At 74.9% G+C, this 18,455-nt stretch carries 17 protein-coding genes; 14 read left to right on the forward strand and 3 right to left on the reverse strand.

All coding sequences use genetic code 11. The annotated features are described in order from the left end of the window. Both metK and LX83_RS35975 read left to right on the forward strand, forming a co-directional pair. Positions 1-1,038, forward strand: a 1,038-nt coding sequence (metK, locus tag LX83_RS35970; RefSeq protein ID WP_253780207.1) for a methionine adenosyltransferase, incomplete at its 5' end; no start/stop codon positions are given. Between the two features lie 321 nt (positions 1,039-1,359). Next, positions 1,360-3,384: a primosomal protein N' gene (locus tag LX83_RS35975; RefSeq protein WP_253780209.1), complete on the forward strand. Its 2,025-nt coding sequence runs from the start codon at positions 1,360-1,362 to the stop codon at positions 3,382-3,384. A gap of 18 nt (positions 3,385-3,402) precedes the next feature. Here the strand turns inward: LX83_RS35975 and LX83_RS35980 are convergent, their stop codons facing one another. Together LX83_RS35980 and LX83_RS35985 are read right to left on the reverse strand one after the other, a co-directional pair. Then, positions 3,403-4,734, reverse strand: coding sequence for a hypothetical protein (locus LX83_RS35980; protein ID WP_253780211.1), 1,332 nt, complete (start codon positions 4,732-4,734; stop codon positions 3,403-3,405). Further along, positions 4,734-5,351 (reverse strand): RNA polymerase sigma factor, encoded by a 618-nt coding sequence (locus tag LX83_RS35985; protein ID WP_253780213.1) that lies wholly within the window; start codon positions 5,349-5,351, stop codon positions 4,734-4,736. The genes LX83_RS35980 and LX83_RS35985 overlap by 1 nt, the downstream gene beginning before the upstream one ends. A 185-nt stretch (positions 5,352-5,536) precedes the next feature. Between LX83_RS35985 and ggt the strand changes: the two genes are divergently transcribed. From ggt to LX83_RS36045, 12 genes are all read left to right on the forward strand, one after another. Beyond that, positions 5,537-7,330: a gamma-glutamyltransferase gene (gene ggt / locus LX83_RS35990; protein ID WP_253780216.1), complete on the forward strand. Its 1,794-nt coding sequence runs from the start codon at positions 5,537-5,539 to the stop codon at positions 7,328-7,330. 101 nt (positions 7,331-7,431) lie between these two features. Beyond that, on the forward strand, positions 7,432-7,980 hold the full coding sequence (def, locus tag LX83_RS35995; RefSeq protein ID WP_253780218.1) for a peptide deformylase: 549 nt from the start codon (positions 7,432-7,434) through the stop codon (positions 7,978-7,980). Continuing rightward, a complete protein-coding gene (fmt, locus tag LX83_RS36000; protein WP_253780220.1) occupies positions 7,980-8,906 on the forward strand; it encodes a methionyl-tRNA formyltransferase in 927 nt (308 codons plus the stop codon). The genes def and fmt overlap by 1 nt, the downstream gene beginning before the upstream one ends. Beyond that, positions 8,903-10,339 carry an RsmB/NOP family class I SAM-dependent RNA methyltransferase gene (locus LX83_RS36005; protein ID WP_253780222.1) on the forward strand — a complete coding sequence of 479 codons (1,437 nt, stop codon included), beginning with the start codon at positions 8,903-8,905 and terminating at the stop codon, positions 10,337-10,339. The genes fmt and LX83_RS36005 overlap by 4 nt, the downstream gene beginning before the upstream one ends. Before the next feature lie 146 nt (positions 10,340-10,485). Continuing rightward, positions 10,486-11,169: a DedA family protein gene (locus LX83_RS36010; protein ID WP_253780224.1), complete on the forward strand. Its 684-nt coding sequence runs from the start codon at positions 10,486-10,488 to the stop codon at positions 11,167-11,169. Positions 11,170-11,244: 75 nt separating this feature from the next. Further along, a complete protein-coding gene (locus LX83_RS36015) occupies positions 11,245-12,417 on the forward strand; it encodes a serine hydrolase domain-containing protein (protein WP_253780226.1) in 1,173 nt (390 codons plus the stop codon). Between the two features lie 42 nt (positions 12,418-12,459). Next, positions 12,460-12,990, forward strand: coding sequence for a flavoprotein (locus LX83_RS36020; protein ID WP_253780228.1), 531 nt, complete (start codon positions 12,460-12,462; stop codon positions 12,988-12,990). A 102-nt stretch (positions 12,991-13,092) separates the two neighbouring features. Further along, positions 13,093-13,809 carry a ribulose-phosphate 3-epimerase gene (rpe, locus tag LX83_RS36025; RefSeq protein WP_301329506.1) on the forward strand — a complete coding sequence of 239 codons (717 nt, stop codon included), beginning with the start codon at positions 13,093-13,095 and terminating at the stop codon, positions 13,807-13,809. Between the two features lie 168 nt (positions 13,810-13,977). Further along, a complete protein-coding gene (locus LX83_RS36030; protein WP_253780233.1) occupies positions 13,978-14,619 on the forward strand; it encodes a riboflavin synthase in 642 nt (213 codons plus the stop codon). After that, a complete protein-coding gene (locus LX83_RS36035) occupies positions 14,616-15,953 on the forward strand; it encodes a bifunctional 3,4-dihydroxy-2-butanone-4-phosphate synthase/GTP cyclohydrolase II (protein ID WP_308204124.1) in 1,338 nt (445 codons plus the stop codon). The genes LX83_RS36030 and LX83_RS36035 overlap by 4 nt, the downstream gene beginning before the upstream one ends. Next, a complete protein-coding gene (gene ribH, locus LX83_RS36040) occupies positions 15,950-16,447 on the forward strand; it encodes a 6,7-dimethyl-8-ribityllumazine synthase (RefSeq protein ID WP_253780235.1) in 498 nt (165 codons plus the stop codon). Before LX83_RS36035 ends, ribH begins: the two co-directional genes overlap by 4 nt. Then, positions 16,447-16,932 (forward strand): PH domain-containing protein, encoded by a 486-nt coding sequence (locus LX83_RS36045; RefSeq protein ID WP_253780236.1) that lies wholly within the window; start codon positions 16,447-16,449, stop codon positions 16,930-16,932. Before ribH ends, LX83_RS36045 begins: the two co-directional genes overlap by 1 nt. A 251-nt stretch (positions 16,933-17,183) precedes the next feature. On the opposite strand, the gene LX83_RS36050 is transcribed toward LX83_RS36045, so the two are convergent. Next, positions 17,184-18,449, reverse strand: a complete 1,266-nt coding sequence (locus tag LX83_RS36050) for a glycosyltransferase (protein WP_253780238.1) — start codon at positions 18,447-18,449, stop codon at positions 17,184-17,186. Between the last annotated feature and the right edge of the window lie 6 nt (positions 18,450-18,455).

Here is an 18,455-nt window from a genome sequence, read left to right on the forward strand (position 1 = left end):
GTGGTCGGTGAGGTGACCACGGATGCGTACGTGGACATCCCCAGCATTGTGCGGGATGTGATCCTGCGGATCGGGTATGACTCGTCGGCCAAGGGGTTTGACGGCAACTCGTGCGGGGTGAACGTGGCCATCGGGTCGCAGTCGCCGGACATCGCGCAGGGGGTGGACGCCGCGTACGAGGCGCGGGTGGACAACGCGATCGATGAGATCGACCGGCAGGGTGCTGGTGACCAGGGGTTGATGTTCGGGTACGCGTGCACGGACACGCCGGAGTTGATGCCGTTGCCGATCGCGTTGGCGCATCGGTTGTCGCGGCGGTTGACGGCGGTGCGCAACAGTGGGGTGTTGCCGTATCTGCGGCCGGATGGCAAGACGCAGGTGACGATCGAGTACGCGGGGGATCAGCCGGTGCGGTTGGACACGGTGGTGGTGTCCACGCAGCACGCGGATGGGATTGATCTGGAGCGGATGTTGGGTGTGGACGTGCGGGAGCACGTGGTGGCGCCGGAGGTCGCGGAGTTGGGGTTGGAGACCGGGGATGTGCGGTTGTTGGTGAATCCGACGGGGCGGTTCGTGATCGGTGGTCCGATGGGGGATGCGGGTCTGACGGGTCGGAAGATCATTGTGGATACCTATGGCGGGATGGCTCGGCATGGGGGTGGGGCGTTTTCGGGTAAGGATCCGTCGAAGGTGGACCGGTCGGCGGCGTATGCGATGCGGTGGGTGGCCAAGAACGCGGTGGCGGCGGGGTTGGCGGGTCGGATCGAGGTGCAGGTGGCGTACGCGATTGGGAAGGCGGCGCCGGTGGGGTTGTTCGTGGAGACGTTCGGGACGGAGACGGTGGATCCGGTGAAGATCCAGGCGGCGATCGGTGAGGTGTTCGATCTGCGGCCGGCGGCGATCATTCGGGATCTGGATCTGTTGCGGCCGATCTACGCGCAGACGGCGGCGTATGGTCATTTCGGTCGTCCGGAGTTGGATCTGCCGTGGGAGCGCACGGATCGGGCTGAGGCGCTCAAGGCCGCAGCCGGAGCGTGATCGGACGCTGATCGTCGGTGCCATCCGGCCCGACAGGACAGCGCCCGTCTGTGGCCTGTGGATAACCGGGCCGCACGAATGGGCCGGATGAACCGCCGCCCCCGGAGTTGTCCACAGCCAGCGAGCACACCGCGATTCCCCCGTCTGACGCCGATAGGCTGGACCTGGGGTCGCCCCCCTGGGAGGGCGGGGGCTGGGTGCGTGTGGCTGGGCACGCCGGCGTGCTCGGGCCGTGCCGGGGCGTCGGGTGGCGCCGGAGGGGCGGTCGTGCGGGTGGTGCGCGCGTCGGTCGCTGTCACCGTGCTGTGGTAGACCAGCGGTGTGGCCAGGGGAAAGACTCAGACGCGGCGAGGTGAGCGGCAGCCGGCGGCCGTGCTGCCGATCGCCAGGGTGTGCGTGGACGTTCCACTGGCTCACCTGGACCGGCCGTTCGACTACCAGGTGCCCGACCAGTTCGCCGACACCGCCGTGCCCGGCTGCCGGGTTCGCGTCCGCTTCGCCGGACAACTGGTGGACGGGTTCGTCCTGGACCGCGTGGCCACCTCCGAGGTGCCGGCCGCGCGGCTGATGTTCCTCGAACGCGTGGTCTCGGCCGAGCCCGCGCTGTCCCCGGAGATCGCCACCCTGGCCCGGGTGGTCGCCGACCGGTACGCGGGCACCCTGATCGACGTGCTCCGGCTGGCCGTGCCGCCCCGGCACGCCCGAGCGGAGGGCCAGGCCCCGGCCGCCCCGGCGCCCGTGCCGGACCCGCCGGACAACCTCGACGCCTGGTCCCGCTACCCCCGGGGCCAGTCCTACCTGGAGGCGCTGCGGGCCGGTCGGCCCGCGCACGCCGTGTGGCAGGCCCTGCCCGACGAGGACTGGCCGGCCCGGCTGGCCGAGGCGGCAGCCGTGGTCGCCGCCACCGGCCGCGGCGTGGTCCTGGTGGTGCCCGACTACCGGGATGTGGCGCGGGTGCACGCCGCGTGCGTCGCGCTGCTCGGCGCGGACGGGGTGGTCGCGCTGTCCGCCGGACTCGGCCCGGCCGAGCGGTACCGGCGCTGGCTGGCGGTGCGGCGCGGCGCCGCCCGCGTGGTCGTCGGCACCAGGGCGGCGGCCTTCGCGCCCGTTGCCGACCCCGGGCTGTTCGTGATCTGGGACGACGGCGACGACCTGCACGCCGAACCCCGGTCGCCCTACCCGCACGTGCGCGACGTGCTCGTGCAGCGCGCCCACCTGACCGGGGCGGCGCTGCTGGTCGCCGGGTTCGTCCGCACCGCCGAGGCCGCGCTGCTGATCGAGACCGGCTGGGCCCACGAGGTGGTGGCCGACCGGGCGGCCGTCCGAGCCACCGCGCCTCGGGTGACCGCCATCGGCGAGGACGACGAACAGCTGGCCAGGGACCCGGCCGCCCGGGCAGCCCGGCTGCCCTCGGTGGCCTTCACCGCGGCCAGGCAGGCGCTCCAGGCCGGCGCGCCCGTGCTGGTGCAGGTGCCCCGGCGCGGGTACGTGCCCGCACTGACCTGCGGCACCTGCCGGGCGCCGGCCCGCTGCCGCCGCTGCGCCGGGCCACTGGCCCTGCCCGGCGTCAGCGCGGACGGCCTGCCCCGACCGCCGGCCTGCCGGTGGTGCGGCACGGCCGAGGCCGCCTACCACTGCCCCGCCTGTGGATCGCGGCGGCTGCGGGCCGTGGTCATCGGCGCCCGGCGCACCGCCGAGGAACTGGGCCGGGCCTTCGCCGGGGTGGCCGTGCGCACCTCCGGGGGCGACGAGGTGCTGGCCACCGTGCCCGCCCGGCCCGCCCTGGTGGTGTCCACCCCCGGCGCCGAGCCAGTGGCCGAGGGCGGCTACGGCGCGGCCCTGCTGCTGGACGGGTGGGCCCTGCTCGGTCGGGCCGACCTGCGCGCGGCCGAGGAGACCCTGCGGCGGTGGACGACCGCCGCGGCCCTGGTCCGCCCCGCCGGGCAGGGCGGCCGGGTGGTGGTCGTCGCCGACTCGTCGCTGGCCCCGGTGCAGGCGCTCATCCGCTGGGACCCGGCCTGGCACGCCGGGCTGGAACTGGCCGGCCGCACCGAACTGGGGTTCCCGCCCGCGGTGCGGATGGCCACCGCGGACGGAACACCCCAGGCGCTGGCCGGGCTGCTGGACGAACTGCGCCTGCCCGAGACCGGCGAGGTGCTCGGCCCGGTGCCGCTGGGGGAGATCGCCGAGGACGGCACGGCCGAACGGGAACGGGTGCTGATCCGGGTGGTCCGGGCCGAAGGGCGGGCCCTGGCCGCCGCGCTGGCCGCCGCCCAGGCCGTGCGCACCGCCCGCAAGGAAGCCGACCCGGTGCGGATCCGGTTGGACCCCGTCGACCTGGTGTGAGGCCGGCCGGGCCGGCGCTCAGCGGCGGATCACCGGCGTGCCCTCGTAGAGCAGGTTGCCGGCCGCGTCAAAGGCGCGCAGCACGTTGCGGGTCTCCCACCCCGCGGCGTCGGTCACCCCGGCCAGCTGCACCGCGAACGTGCCGTCGACCACCTCGCCGGTCGCGGTGGTGTTCTCCCCGACCAGTTCCACCCGGGCCACCCGGGGTCCGACCGCGCCCCACACCGTGAGGAACCGCCAGGACAGGTCCACGGCCGTCACCGGCACGTCCGGGTTGGCCGTCCGGTCCGGCGCGAAGATCCTGGTGGCCAGCTGGAGTTCGGCGCCGTGCTGGTCGGCCAGCGCACACGCCACGAGCTGCCCGTCGTCGCGGTGGGCCACCAGCACCCCCTCCTGGTCGGCGGCCGAGCCGACGCGCGCGCCCGGCTGCCAGCCCTCGGCGTCGGTCCCGGGCAAGCCGTTGACCAGGGCGCGGTCCAGACAGCGGTCGAGCTGGTTGCGCCGGCTGGTGGGGTCGGAATCACCGCTGGGCCACACGTCCACCGTCGTGCCCTGCCACACCCGTCCGTCCGGCACCGGGCCCGAGCCGGTGAGCGTCCCGGTCGGCGTCGTCGCGCTGAGCAGCAGCCGGCCGCCCTGGGCGGCACCGCGCTCCGACAGCGGCAGATTGGCCACGAACACCCCGTCCATCAGGGCGGCGCGCCCGAGCACCCCGTTGCTGCCGTCGGCGTTGGCGAGCCCCAGTTCGAGCCCGGTGACCTGGCTGTCCACCGTGCCCGCGAGGGTGTGGTTCGCCGTCTGGAACAGACTGGTCACCCTGGCCGCGCTGGCCGGGGCCGACACGTCCAGCACCTGCGGTGCCGCGACCGCCGGGGACACCGTGACCGTGGTGCGGGTGAGTTCGCAGAACACCGGCCCGGCCGCGTCGAAGACCGCGACCTCCCGCCCGGGCAGCGACACCGAGAACCGCGGCCGCCACCGGTCGGGCTCGGCGTAGTCGCCCGGCGTGGTCTGGGCGAACGCCACCGCCTGGCACTTGTCCACCGCGCTCTGGGCCACCCCGGGGACCAGGAGCGGACCGAGCTGCTGACTCGGCCGGGTGGTGGTGGCCTGACCGCCCGCCGTGGGCTGCCCGCCACCGCCCTGCACCGACTGGAGCAGGGTGACGCCACCGGCCACCAGCACCACCACGGCGGCGGCCACCGCGATCGGCGCCCGGCCGCGCACCGTCACCGTCCACCGGGGCCGCTGGTCCGGCTCACCCAGCCCCTCCCACACCCGGGTCCGCATCCGCTGCCTGATCTCGTCGGGCAGCCGGCGGCGCGGTGGCAGCTCGAACTTGTCGTTCATCAGATGGCCTCCTCTGCAAGCAGGACCCGGAGTCGGCTGCGGGCTCGGGATATCCGCGATCGCACGCTGGTCTCGGCCACCCCGAGCACCTTGGCGGCGTCGGCCGTGGACAGCTCGCCCAGCAGGCACAGCCGCACGGCTTCCCGCTCCGACCGGGGCAACCGGTCCACGGCGGCGAGCACCGCGCGCAGGCGGCGGTCCCCGTCCAGGCGACCCACCACCTGGTCGGCGTGGTCGGGCTCGGTGCGCTCGGCCGGCAGCCGGCGCAGCAGCCGGGCGAACCGGGTGGCCGTGCGGTGCTCACCGCGCACCAGGTTGGTGGCCACCGCGTAAAGCCAGGGCAGGGCGCTGTCCCGGACCAGGGTGATCTCCGCCCGGCGCCGCCACGCGATGAGGAACGTGTTCGACGCGATGTCCTCGGCCTGCGACCAGGAGGCGGTGAGCCGGTAGGCGTGGTTCCACAACGCCTCGACGTGTCGGTTGAACAGCTCACCGAACGCGGCGCGGTCGCCGTTCTGGGCGCGCTCCCACAGCTCCGCGTCGGTTCGGGCCGCCGGTCTGGCGGTTGGCTCGACCACCGGTCCGGCCTCCCCCTCGGTCTTGACGATGACCTTCATGCCCTACAGGTGTCCGACACCGCACCGTGGTTGCCTGCCCGCCGGGTTTCTTGGCCGGGTTGCAACCTGGCGGGGTGGGCAGTAGACCGGGGACGCAGGTGACCCGTATCGGCTCCCGCCGGCCCCGGCGGCCGCTAGGACGGAGCGAGTCGGGGCGGGTCGGGGCGAGCAGGCGGAGGTGAGCCGTGCGGGCGGTGGTGCGGTGGTGCGTCGCGGTGGTGAGCCTGGCCGCACTGGTCGTCGCGGCCCCGCCGGGCAGCGCCGGGGCCGCCCCGGCGGCGGGCAAGGCCGCCACGGCCGTCGGCCACGGCGGGGCGGTGGCCACCGTCGACCAGGACGCCACCGCCGCCGGCGTCGAGGTGCTCCGGCAGGGCGGCAACGCGGTCGACGCGGCCGTGGCCGCCGCCGCGGCACTGGGCGTGACCGAGCCGTACTCCGCCGGCGTGGGCGGCGGCGGGTTCCTCGTGTACTACGAGGCCGCCACCGGCCGGGTGCACACCGTGGACGGCCGGGAGACCGCGCCCAGCGCCGCCACCGAGAACCTGTTCCTGGAGGACGGCACACCCATCCCGTTCGCCGAGGCGGTCACCAGCGGACTGGGCGTCGGCGTGCCAGGCACGCCCCTGCTGTGGCAGCACGTGCTGGACCAGTGGGGCCGGCGCCGGCTCGACCAGGTGCTGCGCCCGGCCCGGGAGCTGGCCGAGCACGGGTTCGTGGTCGACCAGACCTTCCAGGACCAGACCGCGGCCAACGCCCAGCGGTTCGCCGCGTTCCCCGCGACCCGACAGCTGTTCCTGCCCGGCGGCGCGCCACCGGCCGTGGGCAGCGTGCTGCGCAACCCCGACCTGGCCGCCACCTACGCGCTGCTGGCCGACAAGGGGCCGGCCGCGCTCTACCAGGGCGAGATCGGCCGGGACCTGGTGGCCGCGGTGCGCCGGCCGCCGGTGGACCCCGCCGCCGGCCAGCGGGTGCGGCCCGGCCTGCTCACCGAGCAGGACCTGCGCGGCTACCGGATCGTGGACCGGGCGCCCACCCACATCCGCTACCGCGGCCTGGACGTGTACGGCATGGCGCCGCCGGCCTCCGGTGGCACCACCGTGGGCGAGGCGCTGAACATCCTGGAGCACACCGACCTGGCCGCCGCCGGGCAGACCCAGTACCTGCACCACTACCTGGAGGCGAGCCGGCTCGCCTTCGCCGACCGCAACCGCTGGGTCGGCGACCCGGCCGAGGTGGACGTGCCCACCGGCGCACTGCTGTCCCAGCGCTTCGCCGCCACCAGGGCCTGCCTGATCAGCCCGGGCGCGGTGCTGGCCAGCCCGGCCCCCGCCGGTGACCCGCGGGCCCCGCGCGCCTGCCAGGGCGGCGGCGCGGGCGTGCCCTCCGCGCCGGAGGGCCCCAACACCACCCACCTGACCGTGGCCGACCAGTGGGGCAACGTGGTCGCCTACACCCTGACCATCGAACAGACCGGCGGCAGCGGGATCGTGGTGCCCGGACGCGGGTTCCTGCTCAACAACGAGCTGACCGACTTCTCGTTCACCCCGGTCAGCCCTGGCCTGCCCGACCCGAACCTGCCCGGCCCCGGCAAGCGGCCCCGCTCGTCCATGGCCCCCACCGTCGTGCTGGCGCACGGCCGGCCGGTGCTGGCCCTGGGCTCACCCGGCGGCGCCACCATCATCAGCACCGTGACCCAGGTGCTGCTCAACCGGCTGGACCGGCGACTGCCCCTGGCCGAGGCGATCGCCGCGCCCAGGGCGTCCCAGCGCAACGCCGCCAGCACCGAGGCCGAACCGGGCTTCCTGGCCACCCCGGCCGCCGCCGACCTGGCCGCGCTCGGGCACCGGTTCACCCGCATCGCGGAGATCGGCGCGGCCACCGGCGTGGAGCGGCTGCCCGACGGCCGGTGGCTGGCCGCGGCCGAACCCGCCCGGCGCGGCGGCGGCGCGGCCATGGTGGTGCACCCGGCCCCGCGGTAGCGGCGAGGGCGCGCGGCCGCCGCCCTGGGGGTTTTGGGAGGATGGGCGGCGGCGGTGACCGACGGTCACCACGCCGAAGACGAGTCTGGGAGGAGACTGGCGTGACGGTTCAGCCCGTTCGGTTGTTCGGTGACCCGGTCCTGCGCACCAGGGCCGCCGAGGTGACCGACTTCGACCGGGAGCTCCGCAACCTGGTCAAGGACCTGTGGGACACCATGGAGGACCAGGGCGGGGCCGGGTTGGCCGCCCCACAGCTGGGCGTGAGCCTGCGGGTGTTCACCTACCACTGCGACGGCTTTGCCGGACACCTGGTCAACCCCACCTTCGACGTGGTCGGCGACGAGTACCAGGACGGCCCCGAGGGCTGCCTGTCCATCCCCGGCATGAGCTGGGACTGCCGCCGGCACCTGAACGTGGTGGCCAAGGGCTGGAACATGCACGGCGAGCCGGTCGAGGTGGAGGGCAGCCACCTGCTGGCGCGGTGCATCCAGCACGAGACCGACCACCTGGACGGCGTGCTGTTCGTGGACCGGCTCGACGCGCAGACGCGCAAGGCCGCCATGAAGGCCATCCGCGAGGCCGAGTGGTTCGATGGGGCGATGCCCACGATCAAACAGGACCCGCACCCGCTCTTCGGTGGAGCGCACTGATGAAACTGGTCTTCGCGGGAACCCCGCAGGCGGCCGTGCCCGCGCTGCGCGCGCTGATCGACTCGTCCCGGCACGAGGTGGCCGCCGTGGTCACCCGGCCGGACGCCCCGGCCGGCCGGGGTCGGCGCCTGGTCCGCTCCCCGGTGGGCGCCCTGGCCGACGAGCACGGCATCGAGGTGCTCACCCCGCAGCGGGTGCGCGACCCCGAGTTCCTGGCCCGGCTCACCGAGATCGGCCCGGACTGCTGCCCGGTGGTCGCCTACGGCGCGCTGCTGCCGCAACGGGCGCTGGACATCCCCCGGCACGGCTGGGTGAACCTGCACTTCTCCCTGCTGCCGGCCTGGCGCGGCGCGGCGCCGGTGCAGGCCGCGGTGCGCGCCGGTGACGAGATCACCGGGGCCAGCACCTTCCGCATCGTGCGGGAACTCGACGCCGGGCCGGTGTTCGGGGTGATCACCGAGGCGATCAAGCCCAGGGACACCGCCGGCGAGCTGCTGGACCGGCTCGCCGTGTCCGGGGCGGGTCTGCTGGTGTCCACACTGGACGGCATCGAGGACGGCACGCTGCGCGCGGTGGACCAGCCCGCCGAGGGGATCAGCTACGCGGGCAAGGTCACCGTGGACGACGCGCGGGTGGACTTCACCGAACCCGCCTTCGCCGTGGACCGGCTGGTCCGCGCGGTCACCCCCGACCCGGGGGCGTGGACCGAGTTCCGCGGTGAACGGCTCAAGCTCGGTCCGGTGGAACCGGTGTCCGGGGAGCGGCTGGCGGCCGGGGAGATCCGGGTGGAGCGCCGGCAGGTGCTGGTGGGCACGGCCACCGACCCGGTGCGCCTGGGCCAGGTGCAGGCCCAGGGCAAGAAGCAGATGGCGGCGACGGACTGGGCGCGGGGCAGCCGCATCGCGCCAGGGGAGCGGGTGCGGTGAACGACAGGGCACGCCGATCGTCCGGGCCGGCCGGCCCACGCCGCCCCCGGCCGGGCGGCCGGCGACCGGGGCCGGCCCGGCCACCCGTGGTGGACCCGGCGCGCGAGGCCGCGCTGGACACGCTGATCGCGGTGCGGGAGCGGGACGCCTACGCCAACCTGGTGCTGCCCGGTCTGCTGCGGCAGCGCCGGATCAGCGGCCGCGACGCCGGACTGGCCACCGAACTCGCCTACGGCTCGGCCCGCGCCAGGGGACTGCTGGACGCGGTGCTGGACGCCTGCGTGGACCGGCCACTGTCCCAGGTGGACGGTCTGCTGCTGGACGCGCTGCGCCTGGGCACCTACCAGTTGCTGCGCACCAGGATTCCGGTGCACGCGGCCGTGGACTCCACAGTGGACCTGGTGCGCGCCAGGCAGGGTTCCGGACCGGCCGGCTTCGTCAACGCGGTGCTGCGCCGGGTGGCCGAGCAGGACGAGGCGGCCTGGGTGGCCCAGCTGGCCCCGGACGAGCAGGCCGACCCCGTCGGCCACCTCGCGCTGCGCAGCGCCCACCCGCGCTGGATCGCGCAGGCGTTCGCCGAGGCGCTGGGCAGCAAGGGTGAGCCGTTGGCCGCGGCGCTGGCCGCGGACGACGCCCGGCCCGCCGTGCACCTGACCGCCCGGCCCGGCGAGGTCAGCGCGGACGAGCTGGCCGCCATGACCGGTGGCGAGCCCGCGCCGTACTCGCCGTACGGGGTGCGGCTGGACGCCGGCGCCGGCGACCCGGGCGAGCTGGACCCGGTGCGGGAGAAGCTGGCCGCGGTGCAGGACGAGGGCAGCCAGCTGTGCGCGCTCGCCCTGACCCGGGTGCCCCCGACCGACGGCGAGGGCGAGCGCTGGCTGGACCTGTGCGCTGGCCCCGGGGGCAAGGCCACGCTGCTCGGCGCCCTGGTCGGGCTGTCCGGCGGCACACTGGACGCGGTGGAGAAGGCCCCGCACCGCGCCGAACTGGTCCGACGCGCCACCGAGGGGCTGCCGGTCACCGTGCACGTCGGCGACGGCCGCGACCCCGGGCTGGCCGAGTCCAGCTACGACCGGGTGCTGGTGGACGCGCCGTGCACCGGGTTGGGCGCGCTGCGCCGCCGGCCCGAGGCGCGCTGGCGGCGCCAGCCCTCGGACCTGCCCGAACTCACCAGGCTGCAACGCGAGCTGCTGGCCTCGGCGCTGCGCCTGGTGCGGCCCGGCGGGGTGGTCGGCTACGTGGTGTGCTCGCCGCACCTGTCCGAGACCGTGGGCGTGGTCTCCGACGCCGTCCGGCGCGGCCTGGCCGAACCCCTGGACACCCGTGAGTTCTTCCCGGGCGTGCCCGACCTGGGCGCGGGGCCGCACGTGCAGCTGTGGCCGCACCTGCACGGCACGGACGGCATGTTCTGCGCGCTGCTGCGCCGCCCCTAACCGCCGCCGGCGCGGCGCCCGCCCGCCGCTGACGCATCCCCGGCCGCGGTCAGGGAGGACCCGGAGATGATTCCAGGCGCCTCCCAGGGGTATCCCCGACTCGGCGCGGCACACGATCGACCACCCTGGGTGATGGACGATCCGAGGTGACCGGGGAGCGGCTAGTGGGCGGGTTCTTCAACGATCTGGTGGCGCGGTTCGACGCGGTGCCGCCGGCGGTGGTGGTGGTCCTGGTGCTGGGCATCATGGTGCTGGAGACCTCCGTGCTGGTCGGCCTGGTGGTGCCCGGCGATGTCGCGGTGGTGTTCGCCGCCGCGGTGCTGCCGGTGCGCTGGGCCGTGCTGATCGCCGCCGTCGCGTTCGCCGGCACCCTGCTCGGCCAGAGCGGCGGCTACCTGCTCGGCCGCACCGTGGGGCCGGCCATCAGGGCCGGCTGGCTGGGCCGGCGCATCGGCCCGGACCGGTGGCGGCGAGCCGAGGAGCTGGCCAACGGCCCGGCCGCCAGGGCCATGGTCAGCACCAGGTTCGTGGCCGTGCTGCACTCGCTGGTGCCGATCATGGCCGGCTGCGTCGGCATGGGCTACGCCCGGTTCCTGCGCATCACCACGCTCGGCGCGGCCGTGTGGGCGGTGCTCTGGACCGGGGTCGGCGTGCTGGCCAGGCAGGCCGGCCTGGCGTCCGGCCACCCCGGTCTCGGCCTGGTGTTCGCGCTGCTCGGGCTGGCCGTGTCCGCGGTCATCGCCCACCGGGTGGTGCGCGCCGAACGCGCCCGCGCGGCGGCTGTCCAGCGTGGGGTGATCACGAGAAGCAAAGAGGACGTACTAAGGTGATCAGTAATCTGAACTACCCGGTTAAATAGCCGCGTCGCGGGTGCCGCGAGCGGTGGCGAGAGGCGGCGGGCTGACATGGTCGAGATTCACGGGGACGTCACACCGGGCTTCGGCGCGGTGGCCGACGCGTTCGCCGAGAACTTCGCCCGGCACGGGGAGGTGGGCGCCGGGGTGGCCATCTACCTGGACGGCCACCCCGTCGTCGAGCTGTGGGGCGGCAGCGACGCGGTCCGCGCCCGTCCGTTCACCGAGGACTCGTTGGTGGTCGTCCAGTCCGCCACCAAGGGCGCCACCGCCACCTGCCTGGCCCTGCTGGTGCAGCGCGGCCTGCTCGACCCCGACGCGCCGGTGGCCGCCTACTGGCCGGAGTTCGGCCAGGCGGGAAAGCAGGACATCCCGGTCAGGTGGGTGCTCGGCCACCTGGCCGGCCTGCCCGACGTGGACCCGTCGGCGGGCCTGCGCGGCCTGGCCACGATGACCGGCCCGGCCCTGGTCGACGCCCTGGCCGGGGCCGAGCCCTGGTGGGTGCCGGGCACCGCCTGGGCCTATCACGCCACCACGTTCGGCACCCTGGCCGGTGAACTGGTGCGCCGGGTCACCGGCACCTCGATCGGCCAGTTCCTCGCCACTGAGATCGCCGCACCGCTCGGCCTGGACTTCTGGATCGGCCTGCCCGAGCGGCACCACCACCGGGTGGCGCCGGCCGGGCCGCCCGCCGGCGCCGGCGGCCCGGATCTGGCGGCGGTCGAGCCGGGCACCGTCCGGCACCGGATCGCCCAGGCCGCGCTGGCCTCGTTCGCGGCCTTCCACGCGGCCACCGACCCCGCTGATCCGCGCGCGTGGCGGGCCTACCTCGCGGCGGAGATCCCGGCGGCCGGCGGGGTGACCAACGCCCGGTCGCTGGCCCGGATGTACGCGGCCACGGTGAGCGAGGTCGACGGTGTCCGGCTGCTCACCGACGCCACCGTGGACCGGGCTCGCGCGCCGCAGACCGACGGCGTGGCCAACGTGGGTTTGTTCGGCGCCCAGTTCCGCTACGGCTGGGGCTTCCAACTGCCCAGCCCCACCATGCCCGGGCTGACCGCGCGTTCCTTCGGCCATCCCGGGGCCGGCGGCCACCTGGGTTTCGCCGACCCGCAGCACCGCGTCGGCTTCGGCTACGTGTGCACCAGCCCGCGCTGGCCCGGCGCGGACAGCGACCCCCGCTGGTTGAACCTCCTCGCGGCGCTGCGGGCGGCACTGGCCTGACAGGATCGCCGGCACGTGTGGTGATCGGGGTGAGGAGGCGGCGTGCCCGGTGTGCTCGGCGTGGTGGCTTCGGGGGCCGGTGGCGTGGAACAGCGGTTGCGCGTCGAACTGGTGGCGCCGGCCGTGCGGCGGGGTTGGCGGGTGGCGGTCACGCTGACCCCGACCGCGGCCAGGTGGCTGGCGGACAACGGTGAACTGGACCGGCTGGCCGAACTGTCCGACCTGCCGGTGCGCAGCACGTCCCGGCTGCCCAACCAGCCCAAGCCGCACCCGGTGCCCGACTGCTTCCTGTTCGCCCCGGCCACCGCCAACTCGGTGGCCAAGCTCGCCCTGGGCATCGCCGACAACCAGGCGCTGACCGTGCTGTGCGAGGCGCTGGGCACGCCGGGGCTGCCAGTGGTGCTGCACCCCCAGGTCAACCAGGCGCACGCGGCGCATCCCGCCTACCCGGGACACCTGGCCGTGCTGGCCGCGGCCGGGGTGCGGATCGTGTCCGGAGAGTCGGCCCAGCCGTGGCAGCGGCTGCTGGACGTGGTCGACGAGGTGACCGGGCGCGCTCACCGGGGTGTGTGAGGCGTTGGGCACACCCGGCCCGCCCCTGGTGGGGCGGCCCCGGGCCGACGCGGCGGTGCCACCGGGCGGGTACCTAGACTGGCGGACGTGGTCCACCAGCCGATGATCGCCCCCAGCATCCTGTCCGCGGACTTCGCGCGCCTGGCCGAGGAGGCGGCCGCGGTCGCCCGAGGCGAGGGCCGACCCGGCTCGGACTGGCTGCACGTCGACGTGATGGACGGGCACTTCGTGCCCAACCTGACGCTGGGCCTGCCCGTGGTCCGGTCGCTGCTGGCGGCCACCGACATCCCGCTCGACTGCCACCTGATGATCGAGGACCCGGACCGCTGGGCGGTCGGCTACGCCGAGGCCGGCGCGCACAACGTCACCGTGCACGTGGAGGCCGCGGCCGACCCGGTGCGGCTGGCCAAGGACATCCGTGCGGCCGGCGCCAGGGCCGGGCTGTCGATCAAGCCGGGCACGCCGCTGGAGCCGTACCTCGACGTGCTCCGGCACTACGACACACTGCTGGTGATGTCGGTCGAACCGGGCTTCGGCGGACAGAGCTTCATCCCCGACGTGCTGGACAAGGTGCGCACCGCGCGCCGACTCGTCGACACCGGCCACCTGAAGCTGCTGGTGGAGATCGACGGCGGCATCAACGCCGACACCATCGCCGCCGCGGCCGAGGCCGGCGTGGACTGCTTCGTGGCCGGGTCGGCCGTGTACGACGCGGACGACCCCGGGCGCGCCGTCGAGCGGCTGCGTCAGGCCGCGCTGGCCGCGGGCCACCGGTCGGAGTGGACCGCGGCGGACGCGGACGGCACGTCGTCGCCGTGACCGGCGTGGCGCCGCTGCCCGGAGCCGGTGTCCGGGCAGGGTTCCCGGTGCACGGGGATGTGCCCGCCAGGACTAGCGCCCGTCGCCAGCGGCCGACGGGCGCACCAGATCACCAGGCCGGAGCAGCGGCGCAGCGCCCGCTCCGGCGGTAGCCAGGAGGAGGGCGTCGTGTTCACCGGGATCGTCGAAGAGGTGGGCGAGATCACCGCCGTGGAGTCGCGACAGGAGGCCGCCCGGGTCAGCATCCGGGGGCCGCTGGTCACGTCGGACGCGCGGCACGGGGACTCGATCGCGGTCAACGGCGTGTGCCTGACCGTGGTCGAGGTGGTGGGGGACACCTTCGTGGTGGACGCGGTCTACGAGACGCTGCGCCGCAGCAGCCTGGACAAGGTGCACGTGGGCGACCGGGTCAACCTGGAGCGGGCCGCCGCGGTGGGTCAGCGGCTGGGCGGCCACGTGGTGCAGGGGCACGTGGACGGCACGGGCCGGCTGGTGTCCAGGGACGCCTCCGGGCTCACCCGGTTCGCCATCCCCCAGCGCCTGGCCCGCTACCTGGTGGAGAAGGGCTCCATCGCGGTCGACGGGGTCTCGCTGACCGTGGTCGAGGTCACCGACGACGAGTTCACCGTCGCGCTCATCCCGACCACCCTGGCCGACACCACCCTGGGGGCCCTCGATCCGGGCGCCGTGGTCAACATCGAGGTGGACGTGCTCGCCAAGTACGTGGAGAAGCTCACGGCCGCCCGGCTGGCCGGTCTGACCGCCGCCCCGGTGGAGGACAATGGCGCGGGGACCAAGGAGGCCCAGTGACCGAACCAGCCGAACCCGTCGAGCCCGCCGAGCCCGCCGAGCCAGTTGAACCGCCGGCCGCCGCCGCGCCGAGCCGTGACCAGGCGCCGCAGCGCGACTTCCGGGAGATCGAGCGCGCCATCGCCGACATCGCGGCCGGCCGCCCCGTGATCGTGGTCGACGACGAGGACCGGGAGAACGAGGGTGACCTGATCTTCGCCGCCGAGAAGGCCACACCCGAGCTGATCGCCTTCATGGTCCGCTACACGTCGGGCTACATCTGCGTGCCGCTCACCGAGGCCGACTGCGACCGGCTCGACCTGCCGCCGATGTACCACACCTACCAGGACCAGCGGCAGACCGCGTACGCCGTGACCGTGGACGCCAGGCAGGGGGTGAGCACCGGCATCTCCGCCGCCGACCGGGCCCGCACCATCCGGCTGCTGGCCGCGGCGGACACCGTGCCCGGCGACCTGGTCCGGCCCGGACACGTGGTGCCGCTGCGCGCCAAGGACGGCGGGGTGCTGCGCCGCTGCGGCCACACCGAGGCCGCCGTGGACCTGGCCCGGATGGCCGGGCTGCGGCCGGCCGGCGTGCTCTGCGAGATCGTCTCGCAGAAGGACGAGAGCGGCATGGCCCGCCGGGACGAGCTGGCGGTCTTCGCCGAGGAACACGACCTGCGGCTGATCACCATCGCCGACCTGGTCGCCTACCGGCGCCGCACCGAGAAGCAGGTGCAGCGGGTGGCCGAGGCCCGCATCCCCACCGCGCACGGCAACTTCCGCGCGGTCGGCTACGACAGCCTGCTGGACGGCATCGAGCACATCGCGCTGGTCTACGGCGACCTGGGCGACGGGGAGGACGTGCTGGTCCGGGTGCACTCGGAGTGCCTGACCGGCGACGTGTTCGGCTCGCTGCGCTGCGACTGCGGCCCGCAGTTGGACGCCGCCCTGGAGGCGGTGGCGGCCGAGGGCCGGGGCGTGGTGCTCTACATGCGCGGCCACGAGGGGCGCGGCATCGGGCTGATCCACAAGCTGCAGGCCTACCAGTTACAGGACAGCGGCGCCGACACGGTGGACGCCAACCTGGCGCTGGGCATGCCCGCGGACGCCAGGGACTACGGCACGGGCGCGCAGATCCTGGTCGACCTGGGCATCCGGTCGATGCGGCTGCTGACCAACAACCCGGCCAAGCGGGTCGGCCTGGAGGGCTACGGCCTGCGCGTGGTGGACCGGGTCCCGCTGTCGGTGTGGCCCAACCCCGAGAACCTGCGCTACCTGCGCACCAAACGGGACCGGATGGGCCATGACCTCGCCCACCTGGACCAGTACGTGACCAGGGAGAACACAACGTGAGTGGAACTGGACGACCTGAGATCGCGGTGCCGGACGCCACCGGGCTGCGCCTGGCCGTCGTCGCCACCCGGTGGCACGCCACCATCACCGACGCGCTGCTGGAGCGCGCGCTGGCCGCGGCCGGCAAGGCCGGGATCAGCGACCCGACCGTGGTCCGGGTGGCCGGCTCGGTCGAACTCCCCGTGGTGTGTCAGGAACTGGCGCGCAGCCACGACGCGGTGGTCGCGCTCGGCGTGGTGATCCGCGGTGGCACCCCGCACTTCGAGTACGTGTGCGACGCGGTGACCGCCGGACTGACCAGGGTCAGCCTCGACGAGTCCACGCCGATCGGCAACGGGGTGCTCACCTGTGACACCGAGCAGCAGGCCGTGGACCGCTGCGGGCTGCCGGGCTCGACGGAGGACAAGGGCTTCGAGGCGTGCGCGGCGGCCCTGGACACCGCCCTGACCCTGCGGGAACTGCGTGCGGCCGACCCGGGGCGGAGGACGCTGTGATGACCGAGACCGAACCGTCGGCGGACCTCGCCGGCGAGCAGCCGCTGACCGTCCGGCCGCGGCGCGCCCGCGTGGTGGCCGGCTGCGTGGCCGTGCTGCTGGTCGTGGTGTTCGCCGTGGTGGCCGTGCTGCTGCGGGCACCGGACGGGGAGAAGTCCTCGACCGGGGTGTACTTCCGCCCCTCCGACCAGGTGGCCATGCTGGGCCTCGGCGTGCTGCTGGCGGTCGGGGCGCTGTTGTTCACCCGGCCCCGGGTCCGCGCCGACGCCACCGGCATCGAGGTGCGCAACATCTTCACCACCCAGCGCTTCGCCTGGACCGACGTGCTGTACCTGAGCTTCCCGGACGGGGCTGCCTGGGCCCGGCTGGAACTGCCCGACGACGAGTACATCTCGGTGATGGCCGTGCAGGCCGCCGACCGCGAGCACGCCGTCCAGGCCATGCGGTCACTGCGCGGGTTGCACCGCAAGGCAACCGAGGCGTAGCCGAGGGCGCCTTGCGTCAGGTGTCTTGTAAGGGGCGCGGCAACCGGGGCGTAGCCGAGGGCGCCTTGCGTCAGGTGTTTTGAAGGGGGCGCGGCAACCGGGGCGTAGCCGAGGGCGCCTTGCGTCAGGTGTTTTGAAGGGGGCGCGGCGACCGGGGCGTAGCCGAGGGCGCCTTGCGTCAGGTGTCTTGTAAAGGGCGCGGCGACCGGGGCGTAGTCGAGGGCGCCTTGCGTGGTGCAACGCGCTGCTGGTCAGCGGTCCAGGTGCCGCAGCGCCGCGACGATCCGGCCAGCGCCGTCCTCGGCCCGGACCCGCTCGGCGACCGCCTGGGCGCGGCGCCGGTGTGACTCGTCGGTGACGGCCCGCCGGATCAGCTCGGCCAGGCGGTCGGCGGTGAGCCCGCGCAGGGGTAGCCACCCGGGGCTCACACCCAGCTTGACCAGCCGGCGCGCCCAGAACGGCTGGTCGCCGAGGACCGCCACGGGCACCGCGGGCACGCCGGCGCGCAGTCCCGCACCGGTGGTGCCCGCGCCGGCGTGGTGCACCACCGCGGCCATCCGGGGGAACAGCCACTCGTGCGGCACGTCGCCGACGGAGCACACGTCGTCGCCGCTGCCGGCCAGGCCCGACCAGCCGGCCTGGACCACCGCGCGCACCCGTGCCCGGCGCAGTGCCGAGGTCACGGTCTCGGCCAGGGCGGCGCCGTCCGGGTGGGACATGCTGCCGAAGCCGACGAACACCGGGGGCGGGCCGGCGGCCAGGAAGTCGGCCAGTTCCGCCGGCGGCCGCCAGTCCTCGGGTGGGGCCGGTGGCCACCAGTACCCGTCCACGGTCACACCGGGCCGCCAGTCCGCCGGCCGGGGCACGATGGCCTGGCTGAAGCCGTGGCGGATCGGCCAGGCCGGGTCGTCGAGCATGGCCGCCCGGACCGCGGCCAGGCTGGTGCGTGGCAGGCCCAGTTCCCGCTGGAGGTCGCGCACGGTGTCGTCCAGCGGGGTGCGCACCAGCTTGCCCAGGCCGAAGGCCAGGCGCGGGAGGGCGCGGTTGCCCCACCGGCCGAACAGTTCGACGCCCAGCGAGGGCAGGGCGAAGTCGGCGCTGGGCACGCCGGGGAACAGTTCCAGGGCCATGCCGGGAACGCCCGTGGCCGTGGCGACCAGGTAGCCGTGCACCAGGGCGGTGCGCTGCAACAACAGCACGTCCGCGCCCTCGGCCGCGGCCACGACCCCCCGACCCACGTCGGCCAGCAACTGCCGGCCCATCTCGATGTTGGTGCGCAACGCGCCGAGCCGGCCGGTGCCGCGGCGCTGCCAGTCCTGGCCCCGCGTGGAGGCCAGGTCGGCGCGCACGTCCCCGGGGACCAGCCGGAACTCGCACCCGGCCGCGCGCACCAGGTCGGCGAACGCCGCCTGGGTGGCGATGGCCACGTCGTGGCCGGCGGCGCGCAGCCGAGCGGCCAGGCCGGTGAACGGCGCGATGTCACCGCGTGAGCCGGTGGTGATGATGACGGCCTTCATGTCCGT

It is taken from the genome of Goodfellowiella coeruleoviolacea (assembly GCF_024171785.1).
Taxonomy (GTDB): domain Bacteria; phylum Actinomycetota; class Actinomycetes; order Mycobacteriales; family Pseudonocardiaceae; genus Goodfellowiella; species Goodfellowiella coeruleoviolacea.